Origin of the sequence: Nonomuraea sp. NPDC049480 (genome assembly GCF_044465905.1) — a bacterium.
Taxonomy (GTDB): Bacteria; Actinomycetota; Actinomycetes; order Streptosporangiales; family Streptosporangiaceae; genus Nonomuraea.
Map to the genome: position 1 here is coordinate 164,776 of NZ_JBITMD010000022.1, position 20,637 is coordinate 185,412.

General features: G+C 69.7%; 14 protein-coding genes. 12 read left to right on the forward strand and 2 right to left on the reverse strand.

The features are described from left to right. Positions 1-40 precede the first annotated feature (40 nt). Positions 41-2,989, forward strand: a complete 2,949-nt coding sequence (locus ACIBX3_RS44575; protein ID WP_397126684.1) for an esterase-like activity of phytase family protein — start codon at positions 41-43, stop codon at positions 2,987-2,989. Between the two features lie 70 nt (positions 2,990-3,059). Here the strand turns inward: ACIBX3_RS44575 and ACIBX3_RS44580 are convergent, their stop codons facing one another. Next, complete coding sequence (locus ACIBX3_RS44580; protein ID WP_397126685.1) at positions 3,060-3,944, reverse strand: sigma-70 family RNA polymerase sigma factor; 885 nt, start codon at positions 3,942-3,944, stop codon at positions 3,060-3,062. Positions 3,945-4,026: 82 nt separating this feature from the next. On the opposite strand from ACIBX3_RS44580, the gene ACIBX3_RS44585 reads away from it, so the two are divergent. The 11 genes from ACIBX3_RS44585 to ACIBX3_RS44635 all read left to right on the forward strand — a co-directional run bounded on the left by ACIBX3_RS44585 (position 4,027) and on the right by ACIBX3_RS44635 (position 19,334). Continuing rightward, complete coding sequence (locus tag ACIBX3_RS44585) at positions 4,027-4,476, forward strand: carboxymuconolactone decarboxylase family protein (protein ID WP_397126686.1); 450 nt, start codon at positions 4,027-4,029, stop codon at positions 4,474-4,476. A 509-nt stretch (positions 4,477-4,985) separates the two neighbouring features. Next, entirely contained in the window at positions 4,986-5,123 is a 138-nt protein-coding gene (locus ACIBX3_RS44590; RefSeq protein ID WP_397126687.1) for a hypothetical protein, read from the forward strand. 85 nt (positions 5,124-5,208) lie between these two features. Then, positions 5,209-5,589 (forward strand): hypothetical protein, encoded by a 381-nt coding sequence (locus ACIBX3_RS44595; RefSeq protein WP_397126688.1) that lies wholly within the window; start codon positions 5,209-5,211, stop codon positions 5,587-5,589. A gap of 66 nt (positions 5,590-5,655) precedes the next feature. Continuing rightward, positions 5,656-7,356, forward strand: coding sequence for an RICIN domain-containing protein (locus tag ACIBX3_RS44600; protein WP_397126689.1), 1,701 nt, complete (start codon positions 5,656-5,658; stop codon positions 7,354-7,356). A gap of 181 nt (positions 7,357-7,537) precedes the next feature. After that, positions 7,538-8,383 carry an NTP transferase domain-containing protein gene (locus tag ACIBX3_RS44605; RefSeq protein WP_397126690.1) on the forward strand — a complete coding sequence of 282 codons (846 nt, stop codon included), beginning with the start codon at positions 7,538-7,540 and terminating at the stop codon, positions 8,381-8,383. A 46-nt stretch (positions 8,384-8,429) separates the two neighbouring features. Next, positions 8,430-10,202, forward strand: coding sequence for an aldehyde ferredoxin oxidoreductase family protein (locus ACIBX3_RS44610; protein WP_397126691.1), 1,773 nt, complete (start codon positions 8,430-8,432; stop codon positions 10,200-10,202). Between the two features lie 244 nt (positions 10,203-10,446). Then, positions 10,447-13,407: a formate dehydrogenase subunit alpha gene (gene fdhF / locus ACIBX3_RS44615; RefSeq protein WP_397126692.1), complete on the forward strand. Its 2,961-nt coding sequence runs from the start codon at positions 10,447-10,449 to the stop codon at positions 13,405-13,407. After that, positions 13,408-15,153, forward strand: a complete 1,746-nt coding sequence (locus tag ACIBX3_RS44620; RefSeq protein WP_397126693.1) for an NAD(P)H-dependent oxidoreductase subunit E — start codon at positions 13,408-13,410, stop codon at positions 15,151-15,153. Then, positions 15,150-16,370 (forward strand): gephyrin-like molybdotransferase Glp, encoded by a 1,221-nt coding sequence (gene glp, locus ACIBX3_RS44625; protein ID WP_397126694.1) that lies wholly within the window; start codon positions 15,150-15,152, stop codon positions 16,368-16,370. The genes ACIBX3_RS44620 and glp overlap by 4 nt, the downstream gene beginning before the upstream one ends. Next, the gene (locus ACIBX3_RS44630) at positions 16,367-18,286 is read left to right on the forward strand and encodes a molybdopterin biosynthesis protein (RefSeq protein WP_397126695.1); all 1,920 of its coding nucleotides are present in this window, start codon (positions 16,367-16,369) and stop codon (positions 18,284-18,286) included. The genes glp and ACIBX3_RS44630 overlap by 4 nt, the downstream gene beginning before the upstream one ends. Before the next feature lie 298 nt (positions 18,287-18,584). Next, a complete protein-coding gene (locus tag ACIBX3_RS44635; protein ID WP_397126696.1) occupies positions 18,585-19,334 on the forward strand; it encodes a carbonic anhydrase in 750 nt (249 codons plus the stop codon). A gap of 22 nt (positions 19,335-19,356) precedes the next feature. On the opposite strand, the gene nuoH is transcribed toward ACIBX3_RS44635, so the two are convergent. Further along, on the reverse strand, positions 19,357-20,637 hold the full coding sequence (gene nuoH / locus ACIBX3_RS44640) for an NADH-quinone oxidoreductase subunit NuoH (protein WP_397126697.1): 1,281 nt from the start codon (positions 20,635-20,637) through the stop codon (positions 19,357-19,359).

Sequence of the window (20,637 nt, forward strand, 5' to 3'; positions counted from 1 at the left end):
CTTCCGCATGCCCTTGCCACTTAGATCACCGGAGTACCCCATGCGACATCGCTCGCGCTTCGGCCTCATAGGCGCCGGAGCTCTCCTCCTCTCCCTGACCACCGTCGTCGCCCAACCGGCCGCACAGGCGGCGCCCGCCGCTGTGCGCCTGCTCGACACCATCACCGTGCCCGCCGGGACGAGCGAGTCCGGCACGCCGTTCGGCGGCCTGTCCGGCCTCGACCACGACCCCGGCTCGGACACGTACGTCGCCCTCAGCGACGACCGCTCCGAGAACGGGCAGGCCCGCTTCTACACGCTCAAGCTCCCCATCGACGGAACGGCTTTCGCCGGTCGCAAGCCGGACGTCACGGGTGTCACCGTGCTGGCGGACGTCAACGGGCAGCCGTTCCCCCGCAGGGCCGTCGACCCGGAAGCCGTCCGATGGTCCCCGGAGGGTCAGGGCCTGATCTGGACCAGCGAGGGCGCCTCCGCCTCCGGCCAGCCCGCGTTCCTGCGGGAGGCGGCCGCGACCGGCGCCTACGTCCGCGAGCTGGCCCTGCCCGACGCGTACCGGCCGATACTGGCGTCCGGGACGCAGGTCGCGGGCGTACGCAACAACCAGGCACTCGAAGGACTCTCGCTGTCATCGGACGGCTCGAAGGTCATCACGATCACCGAGAACGCCCTCGTCCAGGACGGCCCGGCCGCCGGGCTCACGGCCAAGAGCGCTTCGCGGCTGCTGGTCCTGGACCGCGCGACGGGCCGGCCGGTGGCGGAGCACGTGTACCGGGTCGATCCGATCTCGGACGCCCCGGCGGCCCCGCTGGCGCCACCGGTGAACACCTACTCCGCCGACCGGGGCGTCTCCGAGATCCTCGCCGTCAACGAGACCGACTACCTCACCGTCGAGCGCAGCTTCGCCTCCGGCGTCGGATTCTCCGTACGGATCTACTGGACGAGCACCATCGGCGCCACCGACGTACGCGGCAAGGAGTCGCTGTCCGGCTCCGAGAAGACCATGCCGAGGAAACTGCTCTACGACTTCACGGCCTCAGGCGTCGCCCCCGACAACGTCGAAGGCATCACCTGGGGGCCCGAGCTGGCCGACGGCTCCCGCTCCCTGGTGCTCGTCGCTGACGACAACTTCGGTTTCAACGGCAGCGTGACGAAGTTCCACCTGCTCTCCGTGCCCGCCGGCCTGCTCGCACGGCACACGCCGGACGTCGACGGCGACGGGCACGTGGACGCCGGTGACCTCAGCGCCGTCCGGCGGGCAGGGGCGGCGGGAGACCTCGACGGCGACGGCCGGACGGATGACGCCGACGTCACCCTGTGGATCGCGTACACGCTCGCCTTCCCGACCGCGCCCCGGCCGCCGGACACGGTGGACCTCCAGCTCCTGGCCTTCAACGATTTCCACGGCCACCTGGAGCCGCCGCCGGGCCGGGACGCGACGCTGGGCGCCCGGCTCGACCCGGCCTCGACCCAGGTCGGGGGCGCGGAATTCCTGGCGGCCAAGCTGAAGCAGCTTCGCCAGGGGACCGACGCGTCGCTTACCGTGGCGGCGGGTGACGTGATCGGAGCGAGTCCCTTCCTGTCCGGGCTCTTCCACGACGAGCCGACCGTGGAGTCGATGGAGAAGCTCGGCCTGGACGTCGCCGGCGTGGGCAACCACGAGTTCGACGAGGGGACGGAGGAGCTGCTGCGCATGCAGCACGGCGGATGTCACCCCGAGGACGGCTGCTACATCAAGGACGAGCCGTTCGACGGCTCTGCTTTCCCCTGGCTGGCCGCCAACGTCGTCGACCGCGAGTCGGGCGCGCCGATCCTCGCGCCCACGTGGGTCGAACGGGCCGGCGGAGTGCCGGTCGGATTCATCGGCATGACGCTGGAAGGGACGCCCGAGGTCACCGGACAGTCAGGGATCCGGTCGGTGCGGTTCCTGGACGAGGTCGAGACCGCGAACCGGTCGGCGAAGGACCTGCGCCGCCGCGGGGTCAAGGCGATCGTCGTCCTGCTGCACGAAGGCGGCGTGCAGGGCGGATCGTACGGACAGTGCGCCGGGGTCTCCGGCCCCATCGTGAGCATCGCCCAGGGCCTGGACCCCGCGATCGACGCCGTGGTGACCGGCCACACCCATCAGCCGTACATCTGCTCGATCCCCGACCCGGCGGGCCGGCCGCGGATGGTCACCTCGGCCTCCTCGTTCGGGCGCGTGGTGACCGAGCTGCGGCTGCCCCTGGACCGGCGCAGCGGAGAGGTCGTCCGGAACGGCGTCCGCGCCATGAACCACCTGGTCAGCCGGACCGTGCCGAAGGACGCGGAGCAGACAGCGTTGATCGACAAGTGGAAGGCGCTGTCGGCCCCGCTGGCGAACCGCGTGGTGGGCTCGATCACCGGCGACATCGTCCGTTCGGAGACGCGGGACGCCGAATCGGATCTCGCCAACCTGGTGGCCGACGCCCAGCTGGCGGCCACCGCAGCGCCGGAACGGGGTGGGGCGCAGATCGCTCTGATGAACCCCGGTGGCGTGCGCGCGGACCTGGTCCACGCTTCCTCCACTGGTGGTGAGGGTCCTGGAGAGATCACCTATGCCGAGGCGTTCGCCGTGCAGCCGTTCGCGGGATCGCTCGTGTCGATGGACCTCACCGGCGCCCAGATCGAACAGATCCTGGAGGAGCAGTTCGACGGCACGGGAACCCGGGCGCCGACCTTGGTCCTCGGCGTTTCCCGGGGCCTGAAGTACTCCTTCTCCCGCAGCGCCCCGGTCGGCGACCGCATCGACGCGGCGTCGATCACCCTCAACGGGGAGCCGCTGCGGTCCGACGCCAGGTATCGGGTCACGGCCAACACGTTCCTCGCCGCGGGCGGCGACGGGTTTGTCACGTTTGCGAAGGGCACGAACATCGTCGGCGGCGGTGACGACATCGCCGCGCTGACCGGCTACCTCTCCGCGTACAGCCCGGTGTCGCCTCCGGGCACCGATCGGGTGACCGAGCTGCCGTGATCCTGGGCCGGCCCACCACCGAGTGACGGCACGGCCACGACTGAAACGTACTGGTGGGCTCAGCAGTGACTCACTCCGGATCCGGCAGGTCCATCGACGCGAGCCTCGCCGGGTCAATCACGGTCGCAATGGCGACGATCCGGCCCTCGACGACGGTGAACGCCATGACCGAGAGCGGAGTTCCATCCTCTCGCCAGGAGACGAACCCGGGAAGGCCGTTGACGAGCACCGCTCGCCCTCGCGCGGCCGCGCCGGCGGCGACTCGCGCGGTTGCGCCGGCGGCGACCTTGGTGGCGCCGAGGACGACGACCACACCGTTGGGGGTGTCGACGGTCAGCCGCACCTCGGGGTCGAGCACGCGCAGCAATCCCTCGAAGTCGCCGCGGCGAGCCGCCGCCAGGAAGGCCTGGACCACCTCGCGCTGCTTCCGTCCGGCGGCCGCCGGCCGCTCGGTCGCCTGCACCTTCCTGCGGGCGCGGCTGGCGAGCATCTTGGTGGCGTCGGTGGACTTGCCGAGGATCTGGCCGATCTCGTCGAACGGCACCGCGAACAGGTCGTGCAGCACGAACGCCAGCCGCTCTCTCGGCCCGAGCGAATCCAGGACGACCAGGAGCGCAAGCCCGACCGAGTCCGCGAGCGCCACGGCGTCCTCTGGCGCAGGGCCGTCGTCGACCGTCACCACGAGCTCGGGCAACCGGTCGTCGTAGGACGCCTCAGGGTGGGCCTGGCGCGATCGCAGGACATCCAGGCTGATCCGGCCGACCACAGTGGTCAGCCAGCCCGCCAGGTTGTGGATGGTCGCCGTGTCCTGCCGGGAGAGCCGCAGCCAGGCCTCCTGGACCACGTCCTCGGCGTCTGCGTGCGATCCGAGCATGCGGTAGGCGACCGCGCGTAGCCGGTCCCGCTGGGCCTCGAACGCCTCGCCCACCGGGTCCGCCGGGCTGATGTCGGACATGTTGTTACCTTCCTCGGATCTGCTCCGTCATGGGGATGACGGGCCCGGACGGGCGCAGGTAACCGATGAAGGAGCAATACTGATGGAAGCACGCATGAAGAGCGCGGCGAACGCCGACGTGATGACGGCGATCCAGAGCCTCTACAAGGCGATGTACTCCGGTGGTGTCGACCCGCGCGTACTCGAGTTGGTCCACCTGCGGGCCAGCCAGATCAACGGCTGCAGCCCATGTGTGTTCGGCGGGATCGCGTCGGCCAAGAAGCACGGAGAGACCGAGGAGCGGCTGCACAACGTGGTCACGTGGCGCGAGACGCCATTCTTCACCGAGGCGGAGCGGGCAGCGCTCGCGCTGACCGAGGCCGCCACCCGGATCCAGGACGGCGCGCCGGGCGTGACCGACGACATTTGGGACGCCGCCGCCGCTCACTTCGACGAGAAGCAGCTGTCTGCGATCATCTTGGACATCGCGCTGACCAATTTCTTCAACCGGATCAACCGCACGATCCGGGAGCAGGCGGGCAAGACCTGGTGAGCCGGGCGGTGCGTCATCCGCTCCAAGGCCGAGCCTCCCTGATCACGGGATGATGGCGCTTCGCAGGAGAGGCGGCGAGCCCGGCCACGCTGTGACCAGCCCACTCCGCCACCCGCGTGGCCGGTACGCCGGCGTTGAGCTATGCCGAGACGCGGGCGTGGCGGAGGTCGAAAGGTCGTTCGGCCAGTGGTGACCGCACCTCCTGCCGGCGGTGACACAGCGCGGCGCAGGGATGCGTCCCCGAACCCCGATCTTCGGGCACACCTCCCTGCCGTCGCGTCAAGACCGGGCCGTGGCGTCGGCCACGGACACTCGCCGCCACCTCGCCGCTCGTGACGGTCATCCCAGTGCGGGGCCTACCACGGCTGGTTGACATCAGCCGTGCGCTACCGCGGTTGGTGGAAGCGAAAGTCCACTCAGCGGCTGACGATCGCCAGGCGGCTGATGGATACCTTCGTCATGTGGGCCGGGGATCGCCCGGGGGCGGTAATCCGTGGAGGAACTCGCCGGTGTGCGTACCATCCTGCTCCGTCGGTGTGGGCCGCCTGGCGGTCCCGGACGGGACACGCGCTCGCGGCGCCAAGATGATCGCCCGGCCGTGCCTGAACAGCACGTCCCAGGAGCGGGAGCTGTACGGCTCCAGCTGAGGTACGGGGGCTGAGGCGGCGACTCGACGCCGTCTCAACAAATCCTCAGCATCCCCACGGCCATCAATCGTCCAGGAGGTACACGATGAAGACATTGGGAACGCTGGCCGCCGCCGGCGCCCTCACCGTTCTGTCTCTCGCGGGCGCGTCCGCCGCGTCCGCCGAATCCGCCGCGGCGCTCGGCTGCCCGCGCCCGATGGTGGCCAACCTCGACCCGGGCTCCGGCGTCATGAAGGGCGCCTTCAACCTCAAGGTGGGGCCCTACGCGGGAACCAAGTGCCCCATCGTCAGCAAGGCCGCCAAGGGTGCGGTGCTCTATTTCCACTGCTGGGTGGAGAACAGCCGCGGCACGCTCTGGGTCTACGCCAGGGTGAAGGGCACGGCGAAGCACGGCTGGATGTCGATCGACAACCTGACCGGCTTCAAGAACGCCACCTTCCAGCCCTGCCCGCCCCGACGCAGGTAGGAGCGGCCGCTCGGCAGGTTCGCCAGGCGGCTGTCATGTACGCGACGGTTCATAGGTGGAGGTTCGATGCGTTCTGCCAGTGTGGTGCGCCTCAGACGGGTTCTGCTCGCTCTGGTGTTATGGACGGGGATAGGCGTGGCCGCACCCGTCGAGGCCAGCGTGGCGCCGGGGACGCCGCTGCTCGACACCGGGCAGGCGTGGTACCCGCGGGTCATCCGGCTGCAGCACGCGAGCGCCACTCACAACGGCCGCATCCTGGCCTCCACGAACACCGGCACCGGCGGGACGATCCACGAGAGCACCGACGACGGGCGAACCTTCCGCCGCATCAGCCAGATTCCCACCAGCCCCGGCGCCGGTGAGTTCTCATGCTGCTCGGCGCTGTTCGAGTTCCCGCGCCGGCTCGGCTCCAGCCCGGCCGGCACGCTCATCTGGGCCACGTCGATCAACACCGTGGGCGGCGGCGAAGGCCGGCCCAATCCCAGCGCGCGGATCGTCGCCTGGACGAGCACCGACCACGGATACACCTGGACACCTCTCGGCGGCCCGGTCGTGACCGGTTCCACCGGCCAGGGGCTGTGGGAGCCCGAGTTCTCCGAAGTGCAGGGGCAGCTCGTCATGCATTTCTCGGACAAGACCCAGCAGCCCCGCTACGGCCAGACGCTGGCGCGCGTGCGCTCCGCGGACGGCGGCCGCACGTGGAGCACCAAGGTCAACACGGTGGCCGTCGACGCCGCCACCGACGTGAACGCCGAGGACAGCCCCGGCATGCCCGTGGTCAGGCGGCTGCCGAACGGCCGCTACGTCATGGTGTACGAATACTGCGACATCCGGCCGGTCACGAACGGGCACGGCTGCCGGGTGTATCTGCGTACCTCACCGGACGGCTGGAACTGGGGCGACCCAGGGGACCGCGGCACCATCATCCGCACAGCGGACGGCAAGCACCTCGCCCACGCACCCACGGTGGCATGGGCGCCGGGCGGCGGCCCCGACGGGCGGATCCTGGTGGTCGCCACGCTGGTGCGCAGCGGTGGCGACCGCGGAAACGCCCCCGTGCTGCCGGAGAGCGGCCGGACCATCCTCGTCAACACCGCCAACGGCGCGGGCGCCTGGTACGAGATCGACGCACCGGTCAAGGTCGGCATCGACCTCACCCCGCCGAACCCCGACCTCTACCGGCCCTGCCAGAACTACAGCTCACCACTGCTGCCCACCGCGGACGGCGCCCAGGTCCTAGAGATCGCGACCGACGTGGCCGACGGCACCTGCAAGGCGTACCTCGCCACCGGCTCGGCCCACGGCACCGGCGACGCCACCGGCGTGTCCACCTCGGCCGTCTACCGCGCCGTCAACCTGGCGAGCCGCCGCTGCCTGGACGTCAATGCGGGTGCCGCGGAGAACGGCACCCGCATCCAGCAGTGGGCCTGCAACGGTGCGCTCGCCCAGCAGTGGCGCCCGGCGCGCCGGGCCACCGGCGTCTTCTCCTTCGTCAACCCCAAGTCCGGCAAGTGCCTGGACGTGCCGAACGGCAACATCTCCGTGGACCCCGGCGACAAGGCGCACCTGTGGACCTGCAACGGCACCGGCGCCCAGGACTGGCTGCCGGTAGCGGTCGGCAGATCCGTCTACGTGCTTAAACCCCGCAACAACCAGGCGCTGTGCCTGGACGTCGCGGACGGTTCCACGGCAGACGGCGCCGAGGCCCGGGTCAATCCGTGCACGAACGCCGGCACGCAGCTCTGGCATCTCGACACGAAGGCGTGACCGAGGGGAAGGCGCCGCCGCGCGACCCTCTGCGTCGGGCTATTGAGCCACCGAGCCGCTGAGCTGAAGTTTTCCAAGTCAGGCTGCGTGTCGGCATTTCGCCGATCAGCCCGGCGAGGATGGGTCAGCAGCGGACCTGGCGACGATCCCAGTGGTCGCGGCGGTGGCCTAGCATGCGGGCATGCAGACTGCTGCGGGCGTTGTGCTTGCGGGCGGGCGCTCCACACGGATGGGGAAGCCGAAAGCCTGGCTGGAGTGGCACGGTTCCACGTTGTTGTATCGCGCCACCGCGGTGCTCGCCAGGACGGTCGGTGGCCCGGTCATCGTGGTGGCCGCCCCTGGGCAGGAGTTGCCGCCACTGCCCTCGGGGGTCACCGTGGCCGAGGATCCTGTGGAAGGGCTGGGCCCTATGCAAGGCCTGGCCGTGGGGCTGGCAGCGGTGGCAGATCGGGCCGAGACCGCCTTCGTATGCTCCACCGACCTGCCGTTCCTCCATCCGGCTTTCGTCCGGTGCGTACTGCGCGGCCTGGACTCCGGGCCCGACGTCGTGCTGCCTGTGGCACGTGGTTTCCGGCAACCGCTGGCGGCCGGTTACCGGACCGCCCTGGCCGGGCTGGTCACGGATCTCCTCGCCGAGGGCGACCTCCGGCCGGGCATGCTCTTCAAGCACTGCCAAGTGGCTCAACTGAGCGACGAGCAGTTGCTCGCGGACGCTTCACTCGCCCGGCATGATCCGAAGCTGGAATCCGTGGTGAACGTCAACACCCCGGAGGACTATGCGGCGGCACATGATCGGCTTCCACCGGAGATCGTGGTCGAATGTTTCGGGGCGTTGGCGAAGAGCGGCGGGCACCGGCCGCGAGGTGTCCGGGCCGCCACGCTCGGGGCCGCAGCCGCCTCGGTCGGGCTGACGTTGGACCGCCATGTCATAGCCGCGCTCAACGGTGATCAGATCACCCGGGACGAGTTGCTGCCTCTGGTCGCGGGGGACATCGTTTCCTTCCTGTCCGCGGACGCCGGCGGATGAGGCTTAGGGTCTGAGTATGGCGCCTGGTGGTTTCTTCGGACGAGCGTTGCTCGTCGACGTCGGTGGCCGGGAGGCTACAGGCACGCCCTTCGAGCTGACAGAGCGGGTGTTGCGGTCCTACTTGGGCGGGGTGGGGCTCGGCACATGGTTGCTGCATCGGCTGGCGCCTCCCGGTGTCGATCCGCTGGCTCCGGCGGCGCCGCTGGCCTTCGTCTTTTCCTCATTGGTCGGGACTCCGTTGACGACCAGTGCGAAATTCGCGGTCGTGGCCAAGTCGCCGTTGACCGGATTGCTGACTGATGCCCTCGCCTCCAGCCAGTTCGCCATCTCCGGCAAGCTCACCGGGCATGACGCGCTTGTGATCCGTGGCCGTGCCGACGAGCTCTCGGTGCTCTTGATCGACGGCGACGGCGTACGTCTCGAGCCGGCGCCGGACCTGGCCGGGCTGGCGGCCGGCGAGGCCGAGACCGCGGTGAAGTCGCGGTTCGGCCGTAACTGGCGCACTGCGGCCATCGGCGCCGCAGGCGAGCGAGGGGTGAGGTACGCGACGATCAGCCATGACGGCCGCCATGCCGGCCGGGGTGGCCTGGGCGCGGTGCTGGGAGCGAAGAACATCAAGGCCGTGCTGGTCAGGGCGGCGACCAAGGTGTCGGTCGCGGATCAGGCAGGTGTCCTCTCCGCTGCCCGTGACCTGCGTAAGCGCAGCTTCGGGCCGGCCACCGCGAAGTACAGGGAACTGGGTACGCTGGCCAACCTCCTGGCGTTCAACGCCGTCAGCACGTTGCCCACGCGCAACTTCACCGCGGCGACCTTCGAGGGCGCGCCCCGGTTGGCCGCCGAGGAACTGCACGAACTGCGTGGGGTGGCGCGTAACAGTTGCGCGTCGTGCTCCATCGGCTGTGAGCACATCTACTCGCGCAAGGGCGGCGGCAGCCAGCGGATGGAGTACGAGAACGTCTTCGCGCTCGGCCCGCTGTGCGGGGTGTCCGATCCCGATGACGTGTTCGCCGCCAGCGCGCGATGCGACGAACTGGGGATCGACACCATCTCCGCGGGCGGCACGATCGCCTGGGCCATGGAGTGTGTCGAGCGTGGCCTCATCGACGAGCCGTGGCTGCGGTTCGGCGACGGCAAGGCGGTGTTGCGGGCCCTGGACGCGATCGGAACGCGGTCGCCCGGCCTGGGGGAGTTGCTCGCGCAGGGTTCGCGCCGGGCCGCCGAGGTGGTCGGCCACGGCTCGATCGACTTCGCGCCGCAGGTCAAGGGGATGGAGCTACCCGGTTACGAGCCGCGAAGCCTCCAGTCGATGGCGCTCGGGCTCGCGGTGAACGCCAGAGGGGCCGATCACAACCGGTCCGGCGCCTACGAGGCCGATCTGTCGGGCGAGCTCGACCGGTTCGACGGCGGCGCTGCCCATGTCGCCGCAGCGGTCGGCACCGAGGATCGAGCCGCTGTCATGGACTCGATGATCCTTTGTAAGTTCCTGCGCGGTGTCTTCGACGATCCCTTCACGGAATGGGCCAGGTTGCTCGGGCTGGTCACCGGATGGCCGTTGGACGCCGACGAGCTACGCGGTGCCGCGCGGCGGATCGTCCGGGCGAAACGGGCTTTCAACTTGCGCGAGGGTGCCACCGCGGCCGATGACACGTTGCCGGCCCGGATGCTGGAAACGCCGCTTGAGCTCGGTTCCGGCCGCAGTGCCGTGCTCGACGCCGACCGCCTGCGGTCGATGATCGCCGGATACTATGCCGCACGCGGCCTGGACGAGGAGGGACGCGTCGCGGCGGCCGATCTTGAGGATCTGCTGCTCGATGCTTGACTCGGGTACGGCGTTGGACCCGGGTGCTGCTCCGTGGGGGGACCACGTAGGGATTTCAGCTGCAGTCCTACAGAATCCGATCATACGTTCACATAGCTTGACAATCTGCCCATGTTGGCACTAACGCCGAATTTGGGGAGAAATGGTGTCGAGCTGACACTTTAGACTGCAGGTGGCGGATTGTAAGTGCCAGATTGTATGCCGTATTCTGTATGCCAATAGCCGCTCGACTGACGGAGTTGAGATGACGACTCTCGAGGAGCCGGTAACGGCCGTCCGCACTGTGACGGCCGAGATCGACGGCCGTACTGTGACGGTGCCCGAGGGCACCAGCATCTACGATGCGGCACAGCAGGCCGGCATCGATATCCCAGTGTTGTGCCACAACGAGCGCTATGACCCCGTTGGCGTATGTCGCATGTGCGTGGTCGACACAGGGGGCAGGGTTTTCGCCGCGGCGTGTGTGCGCCCCTGCGAGGACGGCATGCAGGTCAAGACCAGCACGCCGGAACTGGAGCGCAACCGGGCCACCTTGACCGAGTTGCTGATCTCCGACCAGCCGCCGCGCGCGGAGGATCCGAAGCAGACGACCACCGGCGACAACCTGCTCCTCGACCTCGCCGATCGGTTCGACGTGGCCAAGGAGACCACCGACCTGCCGTGCGGTTCCGGCCGGGGACTGGACTCGTCGAACCCGGTGATCGATGTCAACCACGATGCCTGCATCCTCTGTGACCGCTGCGTCCGGGCCTGCGACGACATCCAGGGCAACGACGTCATCGGCCGTTCGGGCAAGGGCTACTCGACCAGGATCGCCTTCGACCTCAACGACCCGATGGGCGCCAGCTCGTGCGTGACCTGCGGCGAGTGCGTGCAGGCCTGTCCCACCGGCGCACTGACCAACAAGGCGATCAACGACATCCCCATCCGGCCCCGCGAGGAGCTGGACGCGGTCGACAGCGTGTGTCCGTACTGCGGCGTCGGCTGTGCCCTCACCTACTACGTCGACCGCTCACGCGGCGCGATCGCCTTCGCGGAAGGCCGCGACCAGCCGGGCTCGCAGAGCCGGCTGTGCGTCAAGGGCCGGTACGGCTGGGACTACGCGGCGTCGCCGCAGCGGCTCACCGTGCCCCTGATCCGGAAGGAGTCCTCCTATCCCAAGGGTCCGCTGTCGGCGGACGTGCGCGGCGACGCGGACAACGACCGGGGACGTGCCGGCGCCGGCGGCAACCGCAGCGGCGGCGGCCGCAGTGCCAAGCTGAGCAAGAACGGTAAGGACGGCCGGCGCAAGCCCGGCGGTCTGGTCGACTATGACGAGGTGCTGCCGCACTTCCGCGAGGCCACCTGGGAAGAGGCGCTCGACCTCGTCGCCCGGCGGCTCAGGGAGATCCACGCGGAGCAGGGCGCCGGCGCCATCGCGGGATTCGGCTCCGCGAAGTGCTCCAACGAGGAGGCCTACCTCTTCCAGAAGCTGATCCGGGCCGGCTTCGGCACCAACAACGTCGACCACTGCACCCGGCTCTGCCACGCCTCGTCGGTGGCCGCGCTGTTCGAGGGAGTCGGCTCCGGCGCGGTCTCGACCACGTACGGCGACGTCGCCAACGCCGAAGTAGTGATCATCACCGGGTCGAATCCGACGGCGAACCATCCCGTCGCGAGCTCCTTCTTCAAGCAGGCCCGAAGGCGCGGCACGAAGATCATCTATGTCGACCCCCGCGCCAGCACCGTGGCCGAGCACGCCGACTATTACTGCCAGGTCAAGCCCGGAACCGACGTGGCGTTCTACAACGCGGTCATGCACGAGGTGATCCGGCTCGGCCTGATCGACCGGGAGTTCATCAAGGCCCGGGTCTCCAACTTCGAGGAACTGGTCCGCACGGTCAACGACTACCCGCCGGAACGCGCCGCGCAGATCACCGGCGTCGACGCGGACCTGATCCGTAAGGTCGCACGAGTCTGGGGCGAGGCGAAGGCCGGAGTCATCTACTGGGGGATGGGCATCTCTCAGCACACCACCGGCACCGACAACGCCCGCTGCCTGATCGCGCTCTGCTCGATCACCGGCAACGTGGGCAAGCCGGGGGCCGGCCTGCACCCCCTGCGCGGGCAGAACAACGTCCAGGGCGCCTCCGACGCCGGACTGATCCCCATGTTCTTGCCCGACTACCAGGGCGTCGACCGGGAGGCCGTCCGCCGGCGGTTCGAGGAGGCCTGGGGCGCCGAGCTGGACCCCAACCGGGGTCTCACCGTCACCGAGATCATCGGGTCGGTGCTGAAGCCCGGCGGCGTGCGCGGCATGTACATGCTGGGCGAGAACCCGTTCCTGTCCGACCCCAACATCAACAAGGTACGCAAGGCGCTGTCGCAGCTGGAGTTCCTGGTGGTGCAGGACATCTTCCTGACCGAGACCGCGGAGTTCGCCGACGTCATCCTGCCCGCGTCGTCGTACCTGGAGAAGGAGGGGAGCTACACCAACACCGATCGCCGGGTGCAGCTCGGCCGCAAGGTGATGGACCCGCCGGGCCAGGCGCGGGTCGACTGGGAGATCATCCAGGACATCGCCCAGCGGATCGGGCTGGAGTGGTCGTACTCCTCGCCCAGCGAGGTGTTCGACGAGATGGTCGCGCTCATGCCGTCGTACGCGAACCTGCGCCACGCCAACCTCGGGCTGACCGGGAAGCTCTACCCCAATGACGATCCCGAGCACGACGACGGGACCGTGGTCCTGTTCGACGAGCGGTTCAACACCGACGACGGACTCGCCCATCTCGTCCCGGCGCACTGGCTGCCGGCGAAGGAGTTGCCGGATGGGGAATACCCGCTGGTGCTCAATACCGGCCGGCTGCTCGAACACTGGCACACCGGGTCGATGACGCGGCGGTCGTTCGCGCTGGACACGATCTCGCCGATCGCTGAGGTGTACATGCATCCCAAGGACGCCGCCGACCGGGGGCTGTCGCACGGCCAGATGGCGCGAGTGCGTTCCCGGCGCGGGGCCATCACCTTGCAGGTGCGCGTCTCCCACCGGGAGCAGCTGGGCAACTGCTTCATCCCGTTCCACTTCCGGGAGGCGGCGGCGAACCTGCTGACGATCGACGAGGTCGACCCCTACGGCAAGATCCCCGAGTTCAAGTTCTGCGCGATTCAGGTCGAGGCGTTGAGCGTGGAAGACGCGGAGCCCCTCAGCGACATGGGAAGTGTCTAGATGACCCTGAGTTTCGAGTTGGGACGTCCCCGGGTGCCGGGTGTGGAGGCACGGGCCGGGAAGTTTCCCGGGCCGTCGCTGATCCCGGCGCTCAACGCCATCCAGGCGCGGCTGGGCTGGTTGCCGCGAGAGGACCTCGAGGAGCTGGCCCGCACCATGCGGCGGCCGCTCTACGAGATCGAGGGCCTCATCTCGTTCTACCCGCACTTCCGCACGACCCCGCCCGCCAAGGTGGCCGTCAACGTGTGCCACGACCTGTCGTGCTGGCTGCGCTCCGCGGACGACCGGATCGCCGAGGTGCGCGAACGCTACGGCGACGACACGGAGATCGAGCTCACCGAGGTGTCCTGCCTGGGCCGCTGCGACATCGCCCCCGCGCTGGCCGTGAACGAGCACCCGGCGCCGGTCGCCGACGTCGATTCCCTTGTCGGCGCCGCACGGGACGAAGAACTCGCCGAGGCCACTGTCACAGGACGGGGCGAGCCCTGGCCCAACGATCCGTATCCGGCCGGATCGGATGTCACGTCGCGCTACGCGAGCCTGCGCGCACTGCTGGCCGGCGAGATGAGCGCCGACAGCGTGGTGGCCACGCTGGAGGCCTCTGGGCTGCGCGGGATGGGCGGCGCCGGGTTCCCCACGGGCAAGAAGTGGAGCCTGGTCGCCTCCGCCGAGCCGGGCGGCGTCAAGTACGCGATCTGCAACGCGGACGAGTCCGAACCGGGCACGTTCAAGGACCGCCAGATCCTGACCGATCAGCCGCACCTGGTGATCGAAGGCCTCCTGCTCGGCATGGCCGTGGTCGGAGCCGAGCAGGGCTGGATCTTCATCCGGCACGAATACGGCCCCGAGGAGCGCGTGCTGCACGCGGAGATCGCGGCACTACGCCAGGCCGGCGTGATCGGCGAGAACGCCTGCGGCAGCGGCCGGCGCCTCGAACTCGACATCTTCGTCTCGCCCGGCGGCTACATCCTCGGTGAGGAGACCGCGCTGCTGGAATGCATGGAGGGCCACCGCGGCGAGCCGCGTAACAAGCCACCCTTCCCCGGCAACTACGGGCTGCACGGCCGTCCGACGTTGATCAACTCGGTGGAGACCTTCGCCGACGTGCCGGTGATCCTGCAACGGGGTGCCGAATGGTGGGCCGGGCAGGGTGAGGGCGACTCCGCCGGCTGGAAGTTCTTCGCCGTCTCAGGGCACGTGGAGAGCCCCGGCGTCTATTGCGTGCCGATGGGCACGACGGTGCGCAAGCTGATCGACATCGCCGGCGGCGTGCTCGGCGGCGCCCAAGTCGGCGCCGTGCAGCCCGGCGGAGCCTCCTCCAACTTCATCGGCCCCGATCAGCTCGACCTGGCGCTGGACTTCGGGACACTCGCCAAGGCGGGAACCATGCTGGGCTCCGGCGCCCTGGTGGTGCTCGCCGAGGGCACTGATCTGCTGGCTGCCTCGACGAACGTCCTGCGCTTCTTCCGCAACGAGTCGTGCGGCAAATGCGTGCCCTGCCGGGTGGGGTCCACCAAGGCCCACGAACTGCTGCGCGGCGTGCTGGACACGGGCTCCTCGACCCTCGATGACGCGCAGAGCGGCCGTATCCTGCAGTTGGAGGAGACCATGCGCAAGACCTCGATCTGCGGGCTCGGACAGGTGGCACTGGGTCCGGTGGTGTCCGTGCTCGGGCTGAACAAGGGCGCCGCGTCGGCTCGCCCTCAGCCCCGGCCCGAAGGCTCGAAGGAGCAACCGGAGCGTTGAGCGGCAGGGAGTTCTTCACCGCCCGTACCCTCGCCGAGGTCCGGTCCGGATTCCGGCCCGCGCATCGCACGCCCGCGGAGCGCGTGCCGCTGTCGGCGGCGCTGCACCGGGTGCCCGTCGCGGACATCACGGCGCCCGCCGCCCTGCCCGGCTTCGCACGTTCCACCGTGGACGGCTTCGCGGTCCGGGCTATGGACACCTACGGCGCCTCCGATGGGCTTCCGTCCTACCTCGACCTGCTCGGCGCGGTGCGGATGGGCGCCGAGCCCACCGTGGCGGTCCGGGCCGGCGGATGCGTCGCGATGCCGACCGGGGGAGTGCTTCCGGCCGGCGCCGACGCGGTGGTGATGGTCGAGTACACCGCGGAGACGATGCCGGGCACGATCGAGGTCACCCGGCCCGTCGCGCCGGGCGGCGGCATCGTCCGCGCGGACGAGGACGTGGCGGCCGGCGGCGTGCTGGCCTCCGGCGGCCGGCCGTTGCGCGCCCCGGACCTCGGCTTCCTCGCCGCCGCAGGGGTGACCACGGTCGCCGTGCACCGCCGTCCCCGGGTGGCGATCATCTCCACCGGGGACGAGGTGGTGGCACCCGGCACGGTGGAGCTCGCACCCGGGCAGGTGCGCGACGCCACCGCCTCCGCGCTGGCCGGGCTGGTCGCCGATGCGGGCGGCGAGCCGGTGATCGCCGGCATCGTCCCGGACGAGCCCGGCGCGCTCAAGGAGCGGCTGGCCGCGGTCGTGGCCGAGTCCGACCTGGTCGTCGTGTCGGCGGGCTCCTCGGTCGGGGCGAGGGACGAGACGGCGGGCGCGGTGGCCGCCATCGGTGAGATCTGGTGCCACGGCATCGCCGTCAAGCCGGGCAAGCCCACGCTGCTGGCCGAGTGCTCCGGGATCCCGCTCATCGGGCTGCCGGGCAACCCGCTGTCCGCGCTGGTCGTGTTCGGGCAGGTCGGGGTGCCGTTGCTGTGGCGTATCGCCGGGTGCGAGGCCCCGCCGCCGCAGCCGAGCACGCGTGTGCGGCTCCAACGTGACCTGGCCTCGGCGGCCGGCCGGCTCGACGTGGTCCAGGTCAGGGTCCGGGACGGCGTGGCGGAGCCGCTCTTCGGCCCGTCGGCGCTGCTGTCGGTCCTGACGCGCGCCGACGGATACGTGATCGTGCCCGAACCGGCCACCGGCCTGGACGCGGGCACCGAGGTAGAGGTCATTCTGTACCGATGAGCACCGAGAGTCCCTTCGTCTCCGATGTCCCCGCGGCGCATGCCCTCGCCGTCTGGCGCGAGGCACGTGCCGCGGCGGGGTGTCCCGCCCGGGTCGACGCGGTCCGGGTACCGGTCGGTGCTGCCGTGGGCCGGGTGACGGCCGAGCCGGTGTGGGCGCTGCGATCCTCACCCGCCTTCGACTCCGCGGCCATGGACGGCATCGCCGTACGCGCCGCCGACACCGTCGGCGCGGCCGAGACCAGCCCGGTACTCCTGGCCGCCGGCGACTTCGAGGTCGTCGACACGGGCGACCCGCTGCCCGACGGGTACGACGCCGTGGTCATGCGCGAACACGTGCATCGCACTGCGGACGGCAGGGCGGAGCTCCGGGCTGCCGTTCCGCCCTACCAGCACGTCCGGTCCATCGGGGAGGACATCAGCGCCGGTGAGCTGCTGCTCCCGGAAGGCCACCGGCTACGCCCCGTGGACGTCGCCGCCTGCGCGGCGGCGGGAGCGGCCGAACTCGGTGTCCGCCGCGCGCCGCGCGTGGTGATCGTGCCGACCGGGGACGAGATCCGCCCGATCGGAGCGGAACTCGGCCCCGGTGACATCCTCGACACCAACTCGATGATGCTGGCCGCCCAGGCGAGGGGGGCCGGCTGCGAGACCCGGGTCACCGAGATCGTCCCCGACGTCCCCGAGGCCATCACCGCAGTGCTTCGAGAGGCCACACGCGACGCCGACCTGGTGCTGCTCATCGCGGGTTCGAGTGCCGGGCGGGACGACTACACCGCTCGTGTGGTCGCCGCCGCAGGCGTCGTGGCGGTCCACGGGGTCGCCGTGCGACCCGGCCACCCGGTCGTCTTGGGCGCGGTCGCCGCGACACCCGTGATGGGAGTCCCCGGCTATCCGGTGTCCGCAGCGCTGACCTTCGACATTTTCGCGGCTCCGATCCTCGCCGAGTTGGAGGGCGCCGCGCCGCGTGAACGCCCGTCGGCCATCGCACGCCTGGCGAGGAAGCTGCCGTCCACCATCGGCATGGACGACTGGGTGCGGGTACGTCTCGGCCGGGTGCACGACCAGCTCGTGGCCACCCCGCTGCCCCGGGGCGCCGGCGTGCTCACCTCGCTCGTACGCGCTGACGGCCTGCTCGTGGTGCCCTCCGGAGTGGAGGGCCACCACGCCGGTGAACAGGTCCGGGTCGAACTGCTGCGTGGCCTGTCCGAGATCGGCCGGACCATCGTCGCGATCGGCTCGCATGACCTGGTGCTCGATCTCGCGGCCTCCGCACTGCGTGCCGCCGACCCGCTGATCACGCTGGCGTCGTCGAATGTCGGGTCGCTGGGCGGCCTCGTGGCCCTGCGTGACGGGCTGTGCCACATCGCGGGGTCGCATCTGCTGGACCCGTCGACCGGCGAGTACACGCTGCCGTATGTGGACAAGCTGCTGGGCCGTGCCGCGGACGTCGCCGTGGTCCGGCTGGTTCACCGGGATCAGGGACTGATCGTCGCACCTGGCAATCCTCTCGGCCTGACCGGGATGAAGGACCTGACCCGTCCCGGCCTGCACTACGTGAACCGGCAGCGAGGCGCCGGCACGCGGGCGCTGCTGGACCACGAGCTGGCCCGCCTCGGCATCGACGCGAGTGAGGTGCCCGGCTATTCGCGCGAGGAGCACACCCACCTCGCGGTGGCCGCAGCCGTGGCCGCGGGCCGGGCGGACGCCGGCATGGGCATCCTCGCCGCCGCCCGCGCGTTCGGGCTCGACTTCATCCCGGTAGCTCAGGAACCCTACGACCTGGTACTCCGCACCAACGAGCTCTCTGAGGAACTGCTGGCTCCGCTGTGGGCACTCCTGGAGCGTCCCGATTTCCGCGCCAGTGTGGAGGCGCTGGGCGGTTACTCCTGTGCCGAAACGGGGCGGCGCATCCGCTGACTGGAACACGGTTCGTCGCTCCCGGCTCACCTGATGGCCCGCAGCGAGGGATAACCCGGGACGAGTACGAAGCGTTGCTGTAAGATTACGGACTGCGACGGCGATGGCCGGAGCGGGCGCATGCACAACCTGCCCAACGCCGAAGGCGTGGCGCACGTCACTTCTGCCTCCAACAGGAACGCCGAGCAGCGGACGCCAGCGGGCTGGTAGAGCGCATGATCCTTGAGACGGCAGGCCATGGACGAACACCTCTTCGACGTCTCGCTGTGGCCTTGCCCGTGGGGGAAAGGAGCAGGTCATGAGCATTCAAGCTGATGGTCCGGGACGGCGAACGCTGCTCACAGGAGCCGCGTCCCTGACTGCGGCCTGCCTTGCCGGCTGCTCGTCGGCCGAGGTGATGAACGAGATGCACAAGACGGCGCCCGCATCCCTCACCGGACTGTCTCCCGGCACGCCGAAGGCCGCTTACGAACGGCTGATGGAGGGCAACAGACGCTGGGTGAGCAACGCACTCCAGCATCCGGATCGCGATCCCACACGCCGCGAGTTGCTGGCCGCCAGCCAGAAGCCCTATGGAGCGGTGGTGTCGTGCATCGATTCCCGGGTGCCACCCGAGCTTGTCTTCGACACCGGCCTGGGCGATTTGTTTGTCATGCGTAGCGGCGGGGTGGCTGTGGGGCCCGTGATTACCGGTTCCGTCGAGTACGGGCCGATGACCAGCGGAACTCCGCTGATCGTCGTGCTCGGTCACCAGCGGTGTGGCGCAGTATCCGCCGCGTACAAATCCCTGCGGGAGGGTAAGCCACTGCCGGGCAACCTCCAGGCGATCGCGGAGGCCTTGCGTCCGGCATACGAACAGAGCGTACGGAAGAGCAGTGCCGACCCCGCCGAGACGATGGCTAAAACCCAGGTGGAGCTGACCGCGGACGCCCTGCGCGGCAATCGAGACCTCGCGCCGCTGGTGAGCAAGGGAGTTCTGGCCGTGGTCGGCGCGTACTACTCCCTGGACACAGGCCAGGTCGAGATCCTGAACGGCGCACCCGCCTGACGACGTGTCCTGTTCGCGGTGCTCACGGCCGGGAAACGCCGTGGTAGTGCGGCAGATCGAGCGGTGGCACCGGGAAGCCGCCGGCCGCGGGCTCGTTGGACAGTTCCTCGAACTCGGCGTCGACCTCGGCCTTCCTGGCTTCCTTGCGCCGCTGGTCGACGGTGTCGAACCGCATCCAGATGGCCAGCGCGCCGACCACGATGACCGCGCCGAGCGCGATGCTCAGCATCCTGTTGTCCTCGTTGATCACCACGTTGCGCACGGCCGCCACCAGCAGGATCCAGGCCAGGTTGACCGGGATCAGCACCTTCCAGCCCAGGGACATGAGCTGGTCGTAGCGCACGCGGGGCAGCGAGGCGCGCACCCACACGATGAAGCTGAAGGTCAGCACGAACTTGATGAAGAACCACAACACCGGCCACCAGCCGGTGTTGGCGCCCTCCCACAGCGAGATCGGGTACGGCGCCCGCCAGCCGCCGAGGAACAGCGTCACGGCGATGCCGGAGGCGGTGAAGGTGTGCAGGTACTCGCCCATCATGATCAGGGCGAACTTCAGCGAGGAGGAGTATTCGGTCTGGAAGCCGCCGACCAGCTCGCCCTCACCCTCGGGCAGGTCGAACGGGATGCGGGCGGCCTCGCCGAACATGCAGATCACGTAGATCAGGAACGACGGCGCCAGCAGCACCACGTACCAGGTCTGCGCCTGCGCCGCGACGATCTCCGAGGTGGACAGCGTCCCGGCGAAGATGAACACCGCCACGAACGACAGGCCCATGGCGATCTCGTACGAGACCACCTGAGCCGCCGACCGCAACCCGCCCAGCAGCGCGTACGGCGAGCGCGACGACCACCCGGCCAGCACCACGCCGTAGACCGACACCGCCCCCATGGCCAGCATGAACAGCACCGCCACCGGCAGGTCGACCAGCTGCAGCGGCGTCTGCTCGCCGAACAGGTTGACCATCGGCCCGAACGGGATGATCGAGAAGGCCAGGAACGCCGGCACCACCATGATGATGGGCGCCAGCAGGTAGAGCACCCGGTCCACCGTGCGCGGGAAGAGGTCCTCCTTCAGGCCCATCTTGATCGCGTCGGCGACCGACTGCAGCAGACCGAACTTACCGGCCCGGTTGGGACCGTAGCGGTGCTGCATCCGCGAGATCAGCTTGCGCTCGAACCAGACCCCGAACATGACGCCGAGCGCCAGGAAGAGGAACAGCATCACGGCCTTGACGATGGTGATCCACAGCGGGTCCTCGCCGAAGTCGGCGAGGGTGGGATCGGCCGCGAGAACGCCTGCCAT